The organism is Maribacter sp. Hel_I_7, assembly GCF_000688315.1.
GTDB classification, from domain to species: domain Bacteria; phylum Bacteroidota; class Bacteroidia; order Flavobacteriales; family Flavobacteriaceae; genus Maribacter; species Maribacter stanieri.
The window spans coordinates 1,348,579-1,362,294 of the sequence record NZ_JHZW01000002.1; the positions used below are offsets into that span (position 1 = coordinate 1,348,579).

Below are 13,716 nucleotides of genomic sequence, written 5' to 3' on the forward strand. Positions count from 1 at the left end.
TTAGCTTTTCTAATTATTGAAAAACACATTAGAAATTATTATTCCAATAATTAAAAGCACTAGAAATGCCGTAAGAATAGTAACTCCTAGCTTTGTTTTCTTATTTTTCTGAAGGATGTATTCTCGTGTGTCTTCTTCAGGTTCTTTTACAAATTTTGTTTCTTCTGTATTTTCTTTCATGTCTTTTATTTTTTAATGTAAACTGTCTTTTTGTTTACGAATTCTAATATTCCTTCTCTAGATAATTCTCTACCATATCCAGAAGCTTTTGTTCCGCCAAATGGTAATCTTGGATCTGATTTTACCATATCGTTTATAAAAAATGCACCATCTGGTATTTTGGAAATAATAGCCATTGCAGCATCTACGTCTTCAGTAAATAACATACTACCCAAACCTAATCTAGAATTTGCTGCAGTAGCAATTGCCTCATCCCTATCCTTAACTTTGATAATTGCAGCTACGGGACCAAAGGTTTCCTCCTTAAAAACAGGCATATCTTCTGTAACATCTGTAAGTATAGTGGGTGAAAAGTAGGCTTCGTTTCGCATGTTGCCCAGAACAACTTTAGCACCTTGTTTAATAGATTTATTTACCTGTTCTTGTAGTTCTTCCGCTAAATCTTCGCGAGCCATAACACCGATAAATGTTTCTTCTTTCATGGGGTCACCGCTTTTAAGTGATTTTACTTTTTTGGTAAATTTTTCTAGGAAAGCATCATAAATGTCCTCACAAACTATAAAACGTTTGGCGGCAATACAGCTCTGCCCTGTATTCTGCATACGTGCAGTAACCATTGTGTCTATATATTGGTCCAAATCAGCATCTTCCCATACAATACAGGCATTATTTCCGCCAAGTTCCAAAACCGTTTTCTTCAGGTTTTCACCTGCGGTACGTGCTATTGATTTACCAGCTTTTTCGCTTCCGGTTAAGGTTACAGCTTTGATTCCGTCGTTGGCTATTAATTTTTCAATTTCTTCGTGTCCTGCTTTTAAACTTTGAAAACATCCTACAGGATAACCTGCATCCAAAAACAATTGTTCAATAGCTAGAGAACAACCTGTTACGTTTTGTGCATGTTTTAATAAAGCTGTATTACCAGCGGTCAATGTTGGAGCGGCAAAGCGAATAACTTGCCAGAAAGGATAGTTCCAAGGCATTACGGCAAGAACGCATCCTAGTGGATCATTGCTGATAAAACTTTCATCAGCATCTGTCTCTATAATTTCATCGGCCAGTAAATCTTCTGCATTATGAGCATAAAAATCACAGACCCAAGCACACTTTTCAATTTCAGATATACCTTGAGAAAAAGGCTTGCCCATTTCTTGTGTCATCAGTTTTGCATAATCCTCTTTACGGTCTATCAACAATTCTGCAACATTGGTCAATAATTGACACCTATCTGCAATTTCCATGTCTGCCCAAGTAGCTTCAATTGCTATGGCTTTATCTAATTTAGAGTTAATAGTAGCTGCTGTATCTTGAGAATACGTAGCTACAACACTACCGTTATATGGATTCTTTGTTTGATATTCTTTCATGAGTACAAATTTAGAGGTAAACAAGATTATGAATTAATTCGTTTCATTTAATTCTTAACCCTTTCGAGCTATTGTTAAGGTTAATATTAAAAGGTTTTGAGTTAAGTAATTCTATCTATAATATAGACATTTGTAGAGGATGATTATTAAGATATCATCTCTTAAAAAAGAACAGTTTAATCTAAAAATTTATAACATGAACAATAGTGGAAATACATTATTAGCAATTATAGCAGGTTCTGCAATTGGTGCAGCCTTAGGAATTCTTTACGCTCCGGATAAAGGAGAAAATACTAGAAGACTTATTGCTGATCAAGCAGCTGCAACAAGAGACAATTTCACTGAAAGCGCTGTTGATTTGAAGAACAGAGTTGCATCAAAAATGTCTGAAGAAAAAGAGACTCTAGATACAAGAGTTGAGTCTTTGGTATCAGATTTAAGCTACAAGACAGACGATGTAATTTCAACCCTAGAGAAGAAATTAGCTGAGTTGAAAATGAAGAATAAGAAACTGCAGAAAACAGTATAAATGGGAGTCATTGATTCACTTAACGAAACGTCTAATAAGGCTATTGATGTAGGAGAGGTTTACTATAAGAAAACCCAAGAATATTATAGACTAAAAGTGTTTCAACAATTAACAATGACCACCGGTATGCTGCTGAAAATGGCAGTCATTGGTGGTCTTGCTTTTTTGGCACTTATATTTATTACTGTTGCGGGGGTTGTATTTCTTGCAAATATTCTTAATAGTATGGTAGGTGCCTGTTTAATTGCTGGTGCCTTATTTATAGTATTATTGGTTTTAGCCTATGTTTTTAGACGCAAAATAGATAACATGTTAGTAAGAAAGTTATCTGATAAATTCTTTAACTAATAGAGATATGTACAAAAATTTTGATGAGATAGAATTCAATTTAAAACGTCTAAAATTAGAGCGACAAATTGCTTTAGAAGAATTAAAAGGATTAAAGCAAGATGTGCAGGAAGATTTGAGTCCGTACAATTGGGTTTCAACTGCATTCTCTGCAGCCAAGAAATTTGGTATGCTCTATATAATGCGTAAAGTAGTTAAGTAATACTATTGACGAATTATATTTATAAACACTAGTTTACATAAAAAAGCACCTCTTTTATAGAGGTGCTTTTTTATGTAATACTTTACTGAAAGAATTATTCCTTTGTCCAGGCGTCTAACATCCAACTTACTTTTTCAATACTACCAATATAACCACCAATCATATCAATGGTTCCTTCATCGCCACCAGCTTCAGCTTTTTTAACCACTTTACTCATTTGCTTTAACAAAGTTTCATGTTGATCTAAAATATTCTTAACCATTTCAGTATCAGAAATAAGTGATGAAGTTTCTTTAATCGATGACATTTCAAAATACTTAGAAAATTCGCTAGTTGGATTTTGTCTTAAAGTTAAGATACGCTCTGCTATTTCATCAATTTTGATTCTTGCATCTGTATACAACTCTTCAAACTTAATGTGAAGGTCAAAAAAGTTTTTACCAGAAACGTTCCAGTGATATCCTCTTAGGTTTTGATAGTATATATTATAATCCGCCAATAGAGTGTTTAATTCCTCAACAATTGGCGCTATATCTTTTGATTTAATGTCTAAATAACTCATGATAATTTGTTTAATTATTGTACCATAAAATTAACTAATTCTACTTAGATCGATTAACTCTGAAGACTTAATCATGAACACTTTAACGTTATTTAACGTTAGAAAAATTACTCATTAACAAGTGGTTTTAAATTGATGTACGAGTAGTTAATTTCACCAACATGATCGTATTCTGTAGAGTTCTGTTTTAAAGAACCCCAGTCAAATTTATCATTTAGATTATTTTCTTTGTAATAGTTGGTTAGACCTTCTGTTAAGAGTAGATATTCGCTCAATCTTATTTTATTCTTCAGAAGCTTGTGCGCAATAATTAAATCTTCGCCAAATAATTTTATACGATTGCCAACTTTGGTCAACGCAATTTCTTTTCCGTAATGAAGAATGATTTTTAGTCCTAGAATTTCTGGTATAACAGCAGCATCTTTATTAGTCTTGTACTTTTCTCTTAACGCGTCAAGTTCTTTATAGAACTCGGTATAAAACACCCTACATTGCTCTATAAGAGTTTCTAAATTGGGCATTTCACCTGTCTTGAAAAAGAGCACGGCATCACCTTCAATCTCAGATACTTTTAGCCCTATTTTATTGGTGTATATAATTTGGTTAAGTAGAGCAGGAATTATTTTTGAACTCAATTCAAAATCAGTTTCACTCATAAATTCAGTAAAACCGCTTATGTCTGGTATACATATTAACATTGGTGATCCTTTCATAAGCTGTAGTAATAAGTGAGGGGGAAAGGTATACAACTTTCAAACTTAAAATGAATCCGTAAAGTAAAAATAGTACCGCAATCCAATTGAGTGCTATTTTTAGTAATCTTAATGCTAGGTGGTTTAAGGTTACAAAAGAGTTGGATTGAACACCAAACTAGCAATCTGATTATTTAATTTTGTTTCACAGTATGCTAAAAAAAGTAAACAGAATTGTTTATTTTACAATTATTTGCCATGCTATTTAAACGACGTAAAGATGACCTATTCAGAACTATTAGCGAGTGAACCACATGATGTTGCAGCTCATATGCATTTAAAATATGTAAATAGAGAAGCGTTATCTATTTTACGGATAAAAGAGAAAGATAAGTTTCTGTATTTACTAAAGAATAAACCGTTAAATAAGAAGTCAGAAATATCTAGAATAGAAAAGCTTGTCATACCACCGGCATGGCAAGAAGTTAAAATTGCATCGTTAGCAAATGCCCATTTACAGGCCGTTGGTTATGATTTGAAACATAGGCTTCAATATCGGTATCATGATTTGTGGATGAGGGTTAGAAACCGAACCAAGTTTTTAAGAATGCATCATTTTGGTAAATCTTTACCATTAATTAGAAAAAAGGTAGATGAAGATTTACAACTAAAAGGTTGGCCTAAAAATAAGGTACTTGCCCTTATTGTTCGGTTAATGGAAGAAACCCATATACGAATTGGCAATCAGCAATATGCCAAAAGAAATAAAACATATGGTTTGTCAACATTAAGAACAAGACATTTAAAAACGAGCAAGAATAAGTTGAAGTTCGAATTTACTGGCAAGAAAGGAAAAAAGCATAGTATAACCTTAAACAATAGAAGGCTGCGAAAACTGGTTTTGCAGTGCGAAGAAATACCAGGTTGGAATTTGTTTCAATTTTTTGACGAAGATGGTATAAAAATCAGTGTTGATAGCGGAATGGTAAATGAATATCTACAAGAAATTAGTGGAGATCTTTTTACGGCCAAAGATTTTAGAACGTGGTCTGGAACTATTATTTTCTTTGAGTCTCTTCTAGAAAAAGAACCTACCACTACAGAAAATGAAATAAAAAAGAATGTAATTGAAGCCTTTGATGACACTGCAAAAGCATTGGGTAATACAAGAAATGTATGCAAGAAGTACTATGTTCACCCTTATGTGGTAAGCAAGTATGAAAGAAATGAGTTAAACGAAGTTTTTGAAAGCTTAGAGGACAAATCATCTACAGAATACCAGACGGCAGCAGAAGCTACATTGTTAGATTTAATATCAGGTTTTAATCCGTTATCAGATTTAACAGAAAAGAAATAGAGAGAATTTAATCTGCGCGTTCAACTTCACTTTCACTCTTCAAAACATAGTCTCCATCATCTTGTTTAATGTAAAGTGCCTTGTCGTCTTTATCTCCATTTCTGGTTACTTCATTTCCTTTTATTGTTTTAGTCGTTTTTGAAGTATATGTTTCTTCAACGGTACCTTCTGCAGTACCATTTCCCCAAGACCATTTTACAACTGTACCTTTTCGTATCATAATAAATGTTTTAAAAGTTTGTGCTTTCCATCACAGCTAGTTTTTTGGAGAACCGGTGATGGAAAATACCGTTTATAGATGCACAAACTTGAGAACTAATTTGATACTGCAAGTTCTATGAATCTGTTGATTATTGTATAGGAAACACGTTTAATTTTTAATCCTAAAATATTGAAAATTAACCCTATTCAAAGGAGTTAAAGCTAATATGTATTAAGATAAAAAGTACCCAGAATCAAATATATATTTGTCATCAAAACAACACAGATGATAAATTTAATTGCAGGTATTTCTATACTGATAGGTTCAGCTTTCATCGGTTTATTAATAAGAGATTATATCCTTAATATAGGTGTAGATGATTTCGATATTGATGAAGAAGATGCCTTTTGTGAAATTGATATGGAGCATGTATTAATGTATTCAGATTCATCTAAGAGAAAAGATATAGGAGAGCTAAAAAGAAAGCTCCAAGAATTTAAGAACAGAAATAAGTTTTATAAGATGTAATTGTGATTGGCATCTTTAAATAATAATCACATAATTAAAACTATAAACAATGGGAACATATACAGAAGAAGTAGGAAACAAATTAAATGAGCTTTTAGAAAAAACATATGATGCTGAAAAAGGCTTTAAAAAAGCAGCAGACAATACAGAGCATCCTCAGTTAAAAGCATTTTTTGAAAGCAAGTCTAAACAACGTTATGATTTTGGACATGAACTAAAGACAGAAATCAAGTCTTTTGGTCAGGAAATTGATAAAGGTGATAGTGTTGCAGGAAAGGCACACAGAGCTTGGATGGACGTAAAATCATTGTTCTCTCTAGATAATGAAGAAGCTATGTTAGAAGAAGCTATTAGAGGGGAAAAAAGTGCTATTGAAGAGTATGATGAAGTTTTAGGAGATACTTCCTTACCTTCAACTACGGCAACCATTTTAAGAAGCCAAAAAGAGGCGATACAAAACGGATTGGCAAATATTAAAATGTTAGAGGATATTAAATAAATTAAAATGTATCTATAATAAAAGGGGCTATTAATAGCCTCTTTTTTTGTGCCCAATTTCTACATAGAATCATTCTATTTACACAAAAAAGAAACTTATTCTAATGGGTTATATTTTTGTTTTTCTGCAATAAGAGTACCTCGTTAATATCACGAACTTTATGTTTAAATCTAATGATTGATATGTATTTTAAAATTTCGAATACAGCGCAGATGAAGGAGATAGAACGAGATGTAAATGCTATGTTCAAATTTCCAAATTTATATACACCACAAGTAGTTGTTAGCGGTTTGTCAGAATCAACAATACCCGTTGTTACTATGGATGAGCCCAAATCAATTTCTTTGGCAATATGGGGTTTGTTACCAACTAGTTTTAAAGATGATTGGGAGTTATTTCAAAGATTGACGAATACGCTTACCATACCGGTTCGCAATTCGGAAATTGATATTTGGTATCATGATTCTTTTATGAATAGAAGGTGTATCATTCCAGTTACAGGGTTCTTTACCTCAGTTTTAAAGAATGGCGAAATCTATCCTTACCATGTAAGTAAAAAGAGTGGAGGAATGTTATACCTGGCAGGTATTTATACTGTTCTAGAAGATGGATTTATAACATGTTCCCTATTAACAGGACCCCTTGAAGAGGAAATTGTGGACTATCAAAATCTGGTAGATTATATGCCCATAATTATTGACCATAACGATAAGGGTGAATGGCTTTCAAGCGATACCACAACGGAGCGTGCAATAGAAATAGCACAACCACCTCATAAAACAACATTAGAAATAAGACCCATTGCCAAAAACCTTTTTAATCAAGATATATCATATGATAGTATGTTAATGCCATATGAGTATCCAGAAAACTAACGGATAGAAGAGTTTTTGTTTTTGAGATGCTTTCTATAATCTGTTGGTAGAATATCGTACGCCTCAAAGAATATTTTAGAAAAGTAGCTTCTACTTTTTATACCAATGGCATAAACGATTTCTGATACGGATAAATCGGAATTTTTGAGGTAATCCTTAGAAATTTCCAACTTCAATTGTCTTACATATTCGTTAACAGTTTTAGAATAAAGAATCTTAAACCCTATTTGTAGTTTTTTGGGGCTTAAACCAGACACTGAGCTGAGTTGAGCTAAGGTTGTTGGTTCAGATATGTTTTCTAAAATAAACGTAGTTAGTTTATGTATTTTAAGGATATCTTCTTTAGAAAGGGCTTCAGGTAAATTCATATTTTCTTCAAAATTTTTATGTTCCAATAGCTGTAGCGATAGAATAAGATAAAGTCTGCCTTCTAGAGATAGAGATCTTAGCATTCCGCTAGTGGAGTCAACATTATTTAGCATTTTAATTTCGTCTGCAATTTTTAAGCTATAACTGCCACCATGTGTATAGGCTACATCTCCTTTATTATCATTAAATATGGAAACCAACAATCTGTCTAGTTGACAGATATTGTTATTCTTCTTTTGTAAATATTCTTGACGATCAATACGGATGAAGTTGATTTTTAAACGTTCGTCTTCTGGAAATAGAAAAGTTTTATGAGCACCTTTTTTATTTGAAATTACGGTGTTTTGAAATTGCGCTATGGTTGTGTAAGAATCTGTATTGTTTTCACTATATTTTAAAAACCCTTTAGTGATAAAGATGAATTCAATTGGTGATAGCTCTTTTGTGTCAAAAACCAACTTGGTTTCTTTTGAAAGTGTAAGGTCACAATCTATAAGGGAGACGCCCCAGTTAAAACTAATAGTTCTTATAGTGCCTTTACCAATATTGTTATCAAAAGTTAAAACACTTTCACCCCAATGTTGTGTAAGCTTACCCTTAATACAATCTTGTATATGGGCAAACACATCATCAGAATTACAACCGTTTAATACTAACTCTCTCATTTCTTTTATTAAAGCACAATGCAAATTGTACTTTACAAAAAAACTAGAATTAAGAGACTTACATTAACACTTTTGAAATGTTAATTGACATAAATGAGCACTTTTGATTTCGTTGAAAATGTTAAAATGGATTTTTGATAGTTTTAAAAGAAGTGTATCTGAAGGATAATTTAGATTGTATTGGTTTCTCCTTTGTTATCAGAAGCAAGTTTTTGCATATACTGTTTTGGAGTCATCGCATACCGTTCTTTAAATTGCTTGGCAAAATAGCTTCTAGAGTTGATACCAATTCTATATGTTATTTCAGTGATGTTCAAAGTGGTGGTTTCCATTAAATGTCTGGCTTTTTCCATCCGGTTGTTTTGAATATATTCTTTTACTGATAAGCCGAATAAACTTTGAAATCCGTTTTGTAGTGTATTTTGATTTAACCCAACTTTTTTTGATAACGAAATTATATCTGGAGTCTCCTCTAAGGTATCATCAATAATGTGCGCAGCCTCTTCAATTTTTACGACTGTAGATTGTCTTAATATGGTTCTTTTTTCACTTGGCGATGCATCATCAACATATTGGCGCAGATGATGAGCCAGTATTTCAAAACACTTACCCTCTATAAATACACTTTTGGTAAAACCGGTATCTTCACTTTGGTTTATTTCCTCAATACATTTAGCAATATCCAAACTATAATGACCTTTATGAAAGAACAGGTTAACTCCATTTACATCTCTAAAAAGACCCTCTAAATCTTCATTCATTTCAGGAAGAAAAGATTCAATTTTTTCTTCGAACAGTTTTCTATTTATCTCAAGATTAAAAAAGGAAATTGGTTCGTTTGCTTTAAGGTTAAGAACATTACCATATTTACTATTACAAGAAAAAATAGCACTTTCTAAATGTTTAATCTCCGTTTGCTTTTCTTGACCGTCAAACTCGTGTAACAAACTGGTTTTTCTATTGAAAACTATTTGTAGGGGCTGTACTAAAGATTGATTAAGCACAAAACGCACTTCTTTTTTTAAAGTAATGTCAACATCCATTACACCTACACCATGAGAAAAGTTTATTGCTTTAATATGGCCAGAACCAGCTTCTTCAGGAATATCCATACAAATTTCATTGTTCTCTTCTTTGTATGCTACCTGTAATCTATTGGCAATATCTTTTACAACATCTACCACATTTAACTCCCTAAGTTCTTTTTTTGTGCTCATTAATGTATAATATACCCAACAATATAGGTCAAATTTCTAAACCAAATTAATTCTAAAGAATAAGCTTGTATCTGCAGTACCTAAAGTAAAGTAAAGGGTTTTAGGCTAAATATGTTTTTGGTGGATGAGTTAATATTTCATTTTTTACAACCAAGCACTCCAACATAATAGTGGCATTTTTGTATTGACAGGTATGAGGAACTAAATCGTTAACAAGTTAACCGCCGTGCCTATTATTTAAAATGTTAACCTAATTATTAAAATCTATATTATGAAAAAGTCACTATTAATGATTGTATTCGCATTTATGACAATTAGCGTTGCAACAAGCTGTAGAGAAGAAAAAACTGCAGGAGAAAAAATGGAAGAAGGAATTGATGATATTGGCGACGGAATTGAAGACGGAGCTGATGAGGTTGAAGATGCGGTAGAAGATGCTACTGATGACAACTAGTATAAAATATTGCTATGAAAAGAAAGCCAGGTAGTTTTACTACTTGGCTTTTTTAATTTTATAAATAGTGTATTAATCCTTTTTGCCATTACCGGTTAATACATCTAATAATCCGTCTTGTAAATTGATCCATAAGTAATTAAAGAACGATTTATTCTTAACACGTTCCACGTTTATATCACCATACCTGTACCCATTTTCATCTGCTTTTGATCCGTCGTTAACGAATAGGTTTCCAATAAAAGAAAGAACTTTTTTAATACCGTTTCTTTCCTTGTTGAGTACTTGAAACTTAAAATCTTCATAGCTCATTTTAATATCTCCAGTAGCTACATTATCATCACCTGAAATAGTAAAATATAATTGATCTATTGTCCCTGTTGTTTGTGTTCTTAGATTGGGAACAAGAAAATCATTTAGATTAGCCGTATTAAAATTTGAGAGTCCGCCAGAGATAAGAAATGTATTTCGTAAATCCTGTACGTCAAATTGCCAATCAAGATGAAATTTACCCACCCCCATTAAATTGGCTCTCAATTGAATTTTAAGGGGGTCTTCAACATTTACTAAATTGGACAGATTACTTATAGTGACATCTAATTTTTCAAAGCTTAATGCGCCAGCTTTTACGTTATTAGGAATATCTTCTTCATAGATAATAGATCCTTTTTCTATAAAAACAGAGTCAATTGCCACTTTAAAGGGTAGTTTTCGCAGTAATTCTGCATAAAGTGGCTTATTTCTATAATCTTCTAATCTAGACTTGTCTCGGTACATTTCTAACATTGGCTTCGTTAGAAATAGCTCTTTAAAATTAACTTGTAGCGAGTCATTTGAAACTACATAATTATGATCTTTAACGTTAATGGAAGGAATAAATAGATTTATGTGATCTCTTTGATAAGTAATTTTTTTACTTAGTTCAGATTTAGAATAAATAGTTGCAAGTGATATGTTGTTGATTTCAATGTTAGAATTATCAATGACCATAGATTCCATTTTCAACGCTTCAAATTCTCCCAGTGGAGCGTTGAATTTTTGAAAATCAAGTTTATATTCAGTAAAAGTGAAAGGAACATATTTAGTTATAATTTCCGGATTTGTTGTAACCTGCTTTAAAGAAAGATCAATAGATTTAATTGAAATTAATTCTACTTCTTCATTAGCATCCCAAATTTCAACAATACCAGAATCAAAAATTAATTCCTCAACAAAAATCTCTTTAAGCAATTTTATAGGATTGCTCTTATTTGCTTCTTCATTGTCAGAATCATTTGGACATGTCTTAAAATTAAGATGAGGTTTGGTAAGTGTAAGTGTCTTTAGAAAAATAGACTTTTTAAAAAACAGCTTCCAATAACTAAATCCAGTAATAGATAATCTGTCTGCATTTACTTTAATTTCGCATGAAGAGGTTTGCTTACCTAAACTAACTACCACAACCTTTTCAAAAGCTATATTTCCTTTAAGTAGATCGATAGTGATATTATCATATGCAAAATCTATATGATTAGGAACTTTACGTTCTAAAAAGCTAATGACTTCGCTTTTCATTTTCCATTGGGCAAGCATATAACCACCAATACAGACAATAAAAACTACAATAAGCCATTTTAAAATCTTAGACATAAGGGTTGTTTTAATAGAATCTAATTAGAAGTTCTGGGAACCCTATGTTTAGAAGTAAAAGCAATTACTTATATGGTTTTTCTATACCAGCACTATCGGGATCCATGTATTGTTTAAAGTCTGATGCACTTGTAAGTTCAATATATTCCTCACCTTTTATAACGATTGCATTCTTTAGAAAACTTGGATATTTGTTCAGTATTTTCAACCATCCATCATCATCTAAATCTATGGTATCCTCGCCATATACATCCTTAAAATCTGGATGTTCGGTATTCACCAATTCAGATATTTTTTTACCTAATCCATCGGCAAGTTCTGCCCATTGGGTTCCGGTAACGTTTGTTTTAGAAATATCTATTGTTAAGTTGTCTTTACCCGAAGACTCTACATATGCATTCAATTGTTTTCCAATTGAATTTTCTGAACTGTAATAAAGGGTTATTTGTTTTTTATCCATAGCAATTACTCCCATCACTTTTTTTTAAAAGTACTCACAACCACATCCAGTAATTAACTCGTTTCAAACTAAAAGTATCTTGAAAGATTTTTGCTACGCTGGGGTGGGTCATTTTATAGTATCTTGTTAAGAAACTACAAATAGAGTGATAAATACAATTCTTTGGCTAGCTTACATTGCAGTTACTCTATGGAGTATTGTCAATATAATTTTTAATGGATCTAAGGCGACTAAGATGATTAGTTGGTCATTATCTGTTATCATATTTCCTTTTTTAGGACCTCTATTATATTATTTATTTGGAATAAATAGAAGAAAATTTAAGCTCTTTAAATTAAAACAGACAGAAAAGAGAAGGCTCTATTCAGAAACCTATAAAGAACTGGAAGGTGGAGAACAAAGTGTTCACCATTTTGATGATTATAAACGAGAAAAGTTAGCATCGCTCATTAGAAAGAACAGTTATTTTGCCCCATACGAAGGCAATGATATAAAGCTGTTAAATAGTGGAGAGGAAGCATTTGGCGCTATTTTTAAGGCGATAGAGGAAGCTAAAGAATTTATTCATCTACAATATTACATTTTAGAAGATGGTATGTTGTTAGATAGATTTTATGAGCTGTTTAAAAAGAAGGTTAAAGAAGGGGTAGAGATTAGAATGTTATATGATTCTTTTGGCAGTAATTCTATGCGTGGCAAAAGAGTAAAAAGATTTAAAGATATTGGGGTAAAGGCATTTTCAACCATGCCCATTCGATTTGGTAATCTCTTGTTTACCCTTAATTATAGAAATCATAGAAAAATTTTAATTATTGACGGTAAAATAGGATTTACTGGCGGATTCAATGTGTCAGATAAATATATGAAACCAGTTTCAGAACTTGGAATCTGGCAAGATTTGCACTTACGTATTCAAGGTCCGGCCGTTAATAGTTTACAGCGGGTATTTGTAAAAGATTACCATTTTGCGGGAAAGGAAGAATTGTTGTTACAAGACAAGTACTTTCCAAAAGTAGAACCTACCGGTAAAACCGTCACACAAATAATATCAAGCGGCCCAGATTCTAGGTACCCTGCAATTATGCAACAATATTTGGCAATGATCAATATTGCAGAAAAAAGCATTTGTATTGCCAACCCGTATTTTATTCCAGGAGAACCAGTATTGGAAGCTATAAGAATAGCAGCTTTGAGCGGCGTAAAAGTTACGTTGTTAACACCTAAAATATCAGACTCATTACTTGCTCAATATAGTATGTTCTCCACATTCGAAGCTTTGCTGGAAGTAGGGGCTAACATTTATCTTAGACCAGATTTTTCTCATAGTAAAGTAATTATTATTGATGGCGAAATAGTATCTGTAGGGTCGGGTAATTTTGATTATAGAAGTTTTGAGCACAATTTTGAAACCAATGCTATAGTTTACGATGATGAAAAAGCATCGGAGATTGAAAAGCTATTTACGAAGCACTGTACCGAAGATGTAAAAGTTGATTTGGAGGAATTTAAAAATAGATCCCCTTTTAGTAAATTTTTAGAAGGACTAGCTAAATTTTTTAGCCCGCTACTTTAATAAAACAA

The 13,716-nt window shown here is 32.2% G+C and carries 18 protein-coding genes; 9 read left to right on the forward strand and 9 right to left on the reverse strand.

The features are described from left to right. Nucleotides 1-9 precede the first annotated feature (9 nt). Complete coding sequence (locus P178_RS23195) at nt 10-180, reverse strand: hypothetical protein (RefSeq protein WP_155941595.1); 171 nt, start codon at nt 178-180, stop codon at nt 10-12. Between the two features lie 5 nt (nt 181-185). Then, a complete protein-coding gene (locus tag P178_RS0107285) occupies nt 186-1,547 on the reverse strand; it encodes an NAD-dependent succinate-semialdehyde dehydrogenase (protein ID WP_027065593.1) in 1,362 nt (453 codons plus the stop codon). A 196-nt stretch (nt 1,548-1,743) separates the two neighbouring features. Here P178_RS0107285 and P178_RS0107290 point away from each other — a divergent pair, with 196 nt between their 5' ends. From P178_RS0107290 to P178_RS0107300, 3 genes are read left to right on the forward strand one after another with little or no spacing between them, the layout of a single operon-like run. Next, nucleotides 1,744-2,076, forward strand: a complete 333-nt coding sequence (locus tag P178_RS0107290; RefSeq protein WP_027065594.1) for a YtxH domain-containing protein — start codon at nt 1,744-1,746, stop codon at nt 2,074-2,076. Continuing rightward, a complete protein-coding gene (locus P178_RS0107295) occupies nt 2,077-2,424 on the forward strand; it encodes a phage holin family protein (protein WP_027065595.1) in 348 nt (115 codons plus the stop codon). Between the two features lie 7 nt (nt 2,425-2,431). After that, nucleotides 2,432-2,626 (forward strand): hypothetical protein, encoded by a 195-nt coding sequence (locus tag P178_RS0107300; RefSeq protein ID WP_036145848.1) that lies wholly within the window; start codon nt 2,432-2,434, stop codon nt 2,624-2,626. Between the two features lie 94 nt (nt 2,627-2,720). On the opposite strand, the gene P178_RS0107305 is transcribed toward P178_RS0107300, so the two are convergent. Then, nucleotides 2,721-3,188, reverse strand: a complete 468-nt coding sequence (locus tag P178_RS0107305) for a Dps family protein (protein WP_027065597.1) — start codon at nt 3,186-3,188, stop codon at nt 2,721-2,723. A gap of 107 nt (nt 3,189-3,295) precedes the next feature. Further along, on the reverse strand, nt 3,296-3,901 hold the full coding sequence (locus P178_RS0107310; RefSeq protein ID WP_027065598.1) for a DUF2652 domain-containing protein: 606 nt from the start codon (nt 3,899-3,901) through the stop codon (nt 3,296-3,298). A 259-nt stretch (nt 3,902-4,160) separates the two neighbouring features. Here P178_RS0107310 and P178_RS0107315 point away from each other — a divergent pair, with 259 nt between their 5' ends. Continuing rightward, nucleotides 4,161-5,237, forward strand: coding sequence for a DNA topoisomerase IB (locus P178_RS0107315; protein WP_027065599.1), 1,077 nt, complete (start codon nt 4,161-4,163; stop codon nt 5,235-5,237). A 7-nt stretch (nt 5,238-5,244) separates the two neighbouring features. On the opposite strand, the gene P178_RS0107320 is transcribed toward P178_RS0107315, so the two are convergent. Next, nucleotides 5,245-5,457 carry a DUF2945 domain-containing protein gene (locus P178_RS0107320; RefSeq protein WP_027065600.1) on the reverse strand — a complete coding sequence of 71 codons (213 nt, stop codon included), beginning with the start codon at nt 5,455-5,457 and terminating at the stop codon, nt 5,245-5,247. 267 nt (nt 5,458-5,724) lie between these two features. On the opposite strand from P178_RS0107320, the gene P178_RS0107325 reads away from it, so the two are divergent. The 3 genes from P178_RS0107325 (at nt 5,725) to P178_RS0107335 (ending at nt 7,341) form a co-directional block, all read left to right on the forward strand. Continuing rightward, nucleotides 5,725-5,967 carry a hypothetical protein gene (locus P178_RS0107325; RefSeq protein ID WP_027065601.1) on the forward strand — a complete coding sequence of 81 codons (243 nt, stop codon included), beginning with the start codon at nt 5,725-5,727 and terminating at the stop codon, nt 5,965-5,967. Between the two features lie 49 nt (nt 5,968-6,016). Then, a complete protein-coding gene (locus P178_RS0107330) occupies nt 6,017-6,466 on the forward strand; it encodes a ferritin-like domain-containing protein (protein ID WP_027065602.1) in 450 nt (149 codons plus the stop codon). A 212-nt stretch (nt 6,467-6,678) separates the two neighbouring features. Further along, complete coding sequence (locus P178_RS0107335) at nt 6,679-7,341, forward strand: SOS response-associated peptidase family protein (protein ID WP_197026792.1); 663 nt, start codon at nt 6,679-6,681, stop codon at nt 7,339-7,341. Here P178_RS0107335 and P178_RS0107340 read toward each other — a convergent pair. Both P178_RS0107340 and P178_RS0107345 read right to left on the reverse strand, forming a co-directional pair. Beyond that, nucleotides 7,338-8,375 (reverse strand): helix-turn-helix domain-containing protein, encoded by a 1,038-nt coding sequence (locus tag P178_RS0107340; RefSeq protein WP_036145851.1) that lies wholly within the window; start codon nt 8,373-8,375, stop codon nt 7,338-7,340. The genes P178_RS0107335 and P178_RS0107340 overlap by 4 nt on opposite strands. 170 nt (nt 8,376-8,545) lie before the next feature. Further along, the gene (locus tag P178_RS0107345; RefSeq protein ID WP_027065605.1) at nt 8,546-9,592 is read right to left on the reverse strand and encodes a helix-turn-helix domain-containing protein; all 1,047 of its coding nucleotides are present in this window, start codon (nt 9,590-9,592) and stop codon (nt 8,546-8,548) included. A 271-nt stretch (nt 9,593-9,863) separates the two neighbouring features. Between P178_RS0107345 and P178_RS0107350 the strand changes: the two genes are divergently transcribed. Further along, nucleotides 9,864-10,046, forward strand: coding sequence for a hypothetical protein (locus tag P178_RS0107350; protein WP_027065606.1), 183 nt, complete (start codon nt 9,864-9,866; stop codon nt 10,044-10,046). 72 nt (nt 10,047-10,118) lie between these two features. On the opposite strand, the gene P178_RS0107355 is transcribed toward P178_RS0107350, so the two are convergent. Together P178_RS0107355 and P178_RS0107360 are read right to left on the reverse strand one after the other, a co-directional pair. Continuing rightward, nucleotides 10,119-11,675, reverse strand: a complete 1,557-nt coding sequence (locus P178_RS0107355; protein WP_027065607.1) for a hypothetical protein — start codon at nt 11,673-11,675, stop codon at nt 10,119-10,121. Nucleotides 11,676-11,739: 64 nt separating this feature from the next. Beyond that, a complete protein-coding gene (locus P178_RS0107360; protein ID WP_027065608.1) occupies nt 11,740-12,150 on the reverse strand; it encodes an arsenate reductase family protein in 411 nt (136 codons plus the stop codon). Between the two features lie 130 nt (nt 12,151-12,280). Here P178_RS0107360 and cls point away from each other — a divergent pair, with 130 nt between their 5' ends. Next, the gene (gene cls / locus P178_RS0107365) at nt 12,281-13,708 is read left to right on the forward strand and encodes a cardiolipin synthase (protein ID WP_231500516.1); all 1,428 of its coding nucleotides are present in this window, start codon (nt 12,281-12,283) and stop codon (nt 13,706-13,708) included. Nucleotides 13,709-13,716: the final 8 nt, after the last annotated feature.

Excerpts from the sequence above, each read along its gene's own strand:
- P178_RS0107295 (WP_027065595.1), top strand. The coding sequence starts at position 2,077 with ATGGGAGTCATTGATTCACTTAACGAAACGTCTAATAAGGCTATTGAT.
- P178_RS0107345 (WP_027065605.1), bottom strand. The coding sequence starts at position 9,592 with ATGAGCACAAAAAAAGAACTTAGGGAGTTAAATGTGGTAGATGTTGTA.
- P178_RS0107320 (WP_027065600.1), bottom strand. The coding sequence starts at position 5,457 with ATGATACGAAAAGGTACAGTTGTAAAATGGTCTTGGGGAAATGGTACT.
- P178_RS0107310 (WP_027065598.1), bottom strand. The coding sequence starts at position 3,901 with ATGAAAGGATCACCAATGTTAATATGTATACCAGACATAAGCGGTTTT.
- P178_RS0107355 (WP_027065607.1), bottom strand. The coding sequence starts at position 11,675 with ATGTCTAAGATTTTAAAATGGCTTATTGTAGTTTTTATTGTCTGTATT.
- P178_RS0107350 (WP_027065606.1), top strand. The coding sequence starts at position 9,864 with ATGAAAAAGTCACTATTAATGATTGTATTCGCATTTATGACAATTAGC.
- P178_RS0107340 (WP_036145851.1), bottom strand. The coding sequence starts at position 8,375 with ATGAGAGAGTTAGTATTAAACGGTTGTAATTCTGATGATGTGTTTGCC.
- P178_RS0107315 (WP_027065599.1), top strand. The coding sequence starts at position 4,161 with ATGACCTATTCAGAACTATTAGCGAGTGAACCACATGATGTTGCAGCT.
- P178_RS23195 (WP_155941595.1), bottom strand. The coding sequence starts at position 180 with ATGAAAGAAAATACAGAAGAAACAAAATTTGTAAAAGAACCTGAAGAA.
- P178_RS0107285 (WP_027065593.1), bottom strand. The coding sequence starts at position 1,547 with ATGAAAGAATATCAAACAAAGAATCCATATAACGGTAGTGTTGTAGCT.
- P178_RS0107300 (WP_036145848.1), top strand. The coding sequence starts at position 2,432 with ATGTACAAAAATTTTGATGAGATAGAATTCAATTTAAAACGTCTAAAA.
- P178_RS0107305 (WP_027065597.1), bottom strand. The coding sequence starts at position 3,188 with ATGAGTTATTTAGACATTAAATCAAAAGATATAGCGCCAATTGTTGAG.
- P178_RS0107290 (WP_027065594.1), top strand. The coding sequence starts at position 1,744 with ATGAACAATAGTGGAAATACATTATTAGCAATTATAGCAGGTTCTGCA.
- P178_RS0107335 (WP_197026792.1), top strand. The coding sequence starts at position 6,679 with ATGAAGGAGATAGAACGAGATGTAAATGCTATGTTCAAATTTCCAAAT.
- P178_RS0107330 (WP_027065602.1), top strand. The coding sequence starts at position 6,017 with ATGGGAACATATACAGAAGAAGTAGGAAACAAATTAAATGAGCTTTTA.
- P178_RS0107325 (WP_027065601.1), top strand. The coding sequence starts at position 5,725 with ATGATAAATTTAATTGCAGGTATTTCTATACTGATAGGTTCAGCTTTC.
- P178_RS0107360 (WP_027065608.1), bottom strand. The coding sequence starts at position 12,150 with ATGGGAGTAATTGCTATGGATAAAAAACAAATAACCCTTTATTACAGT.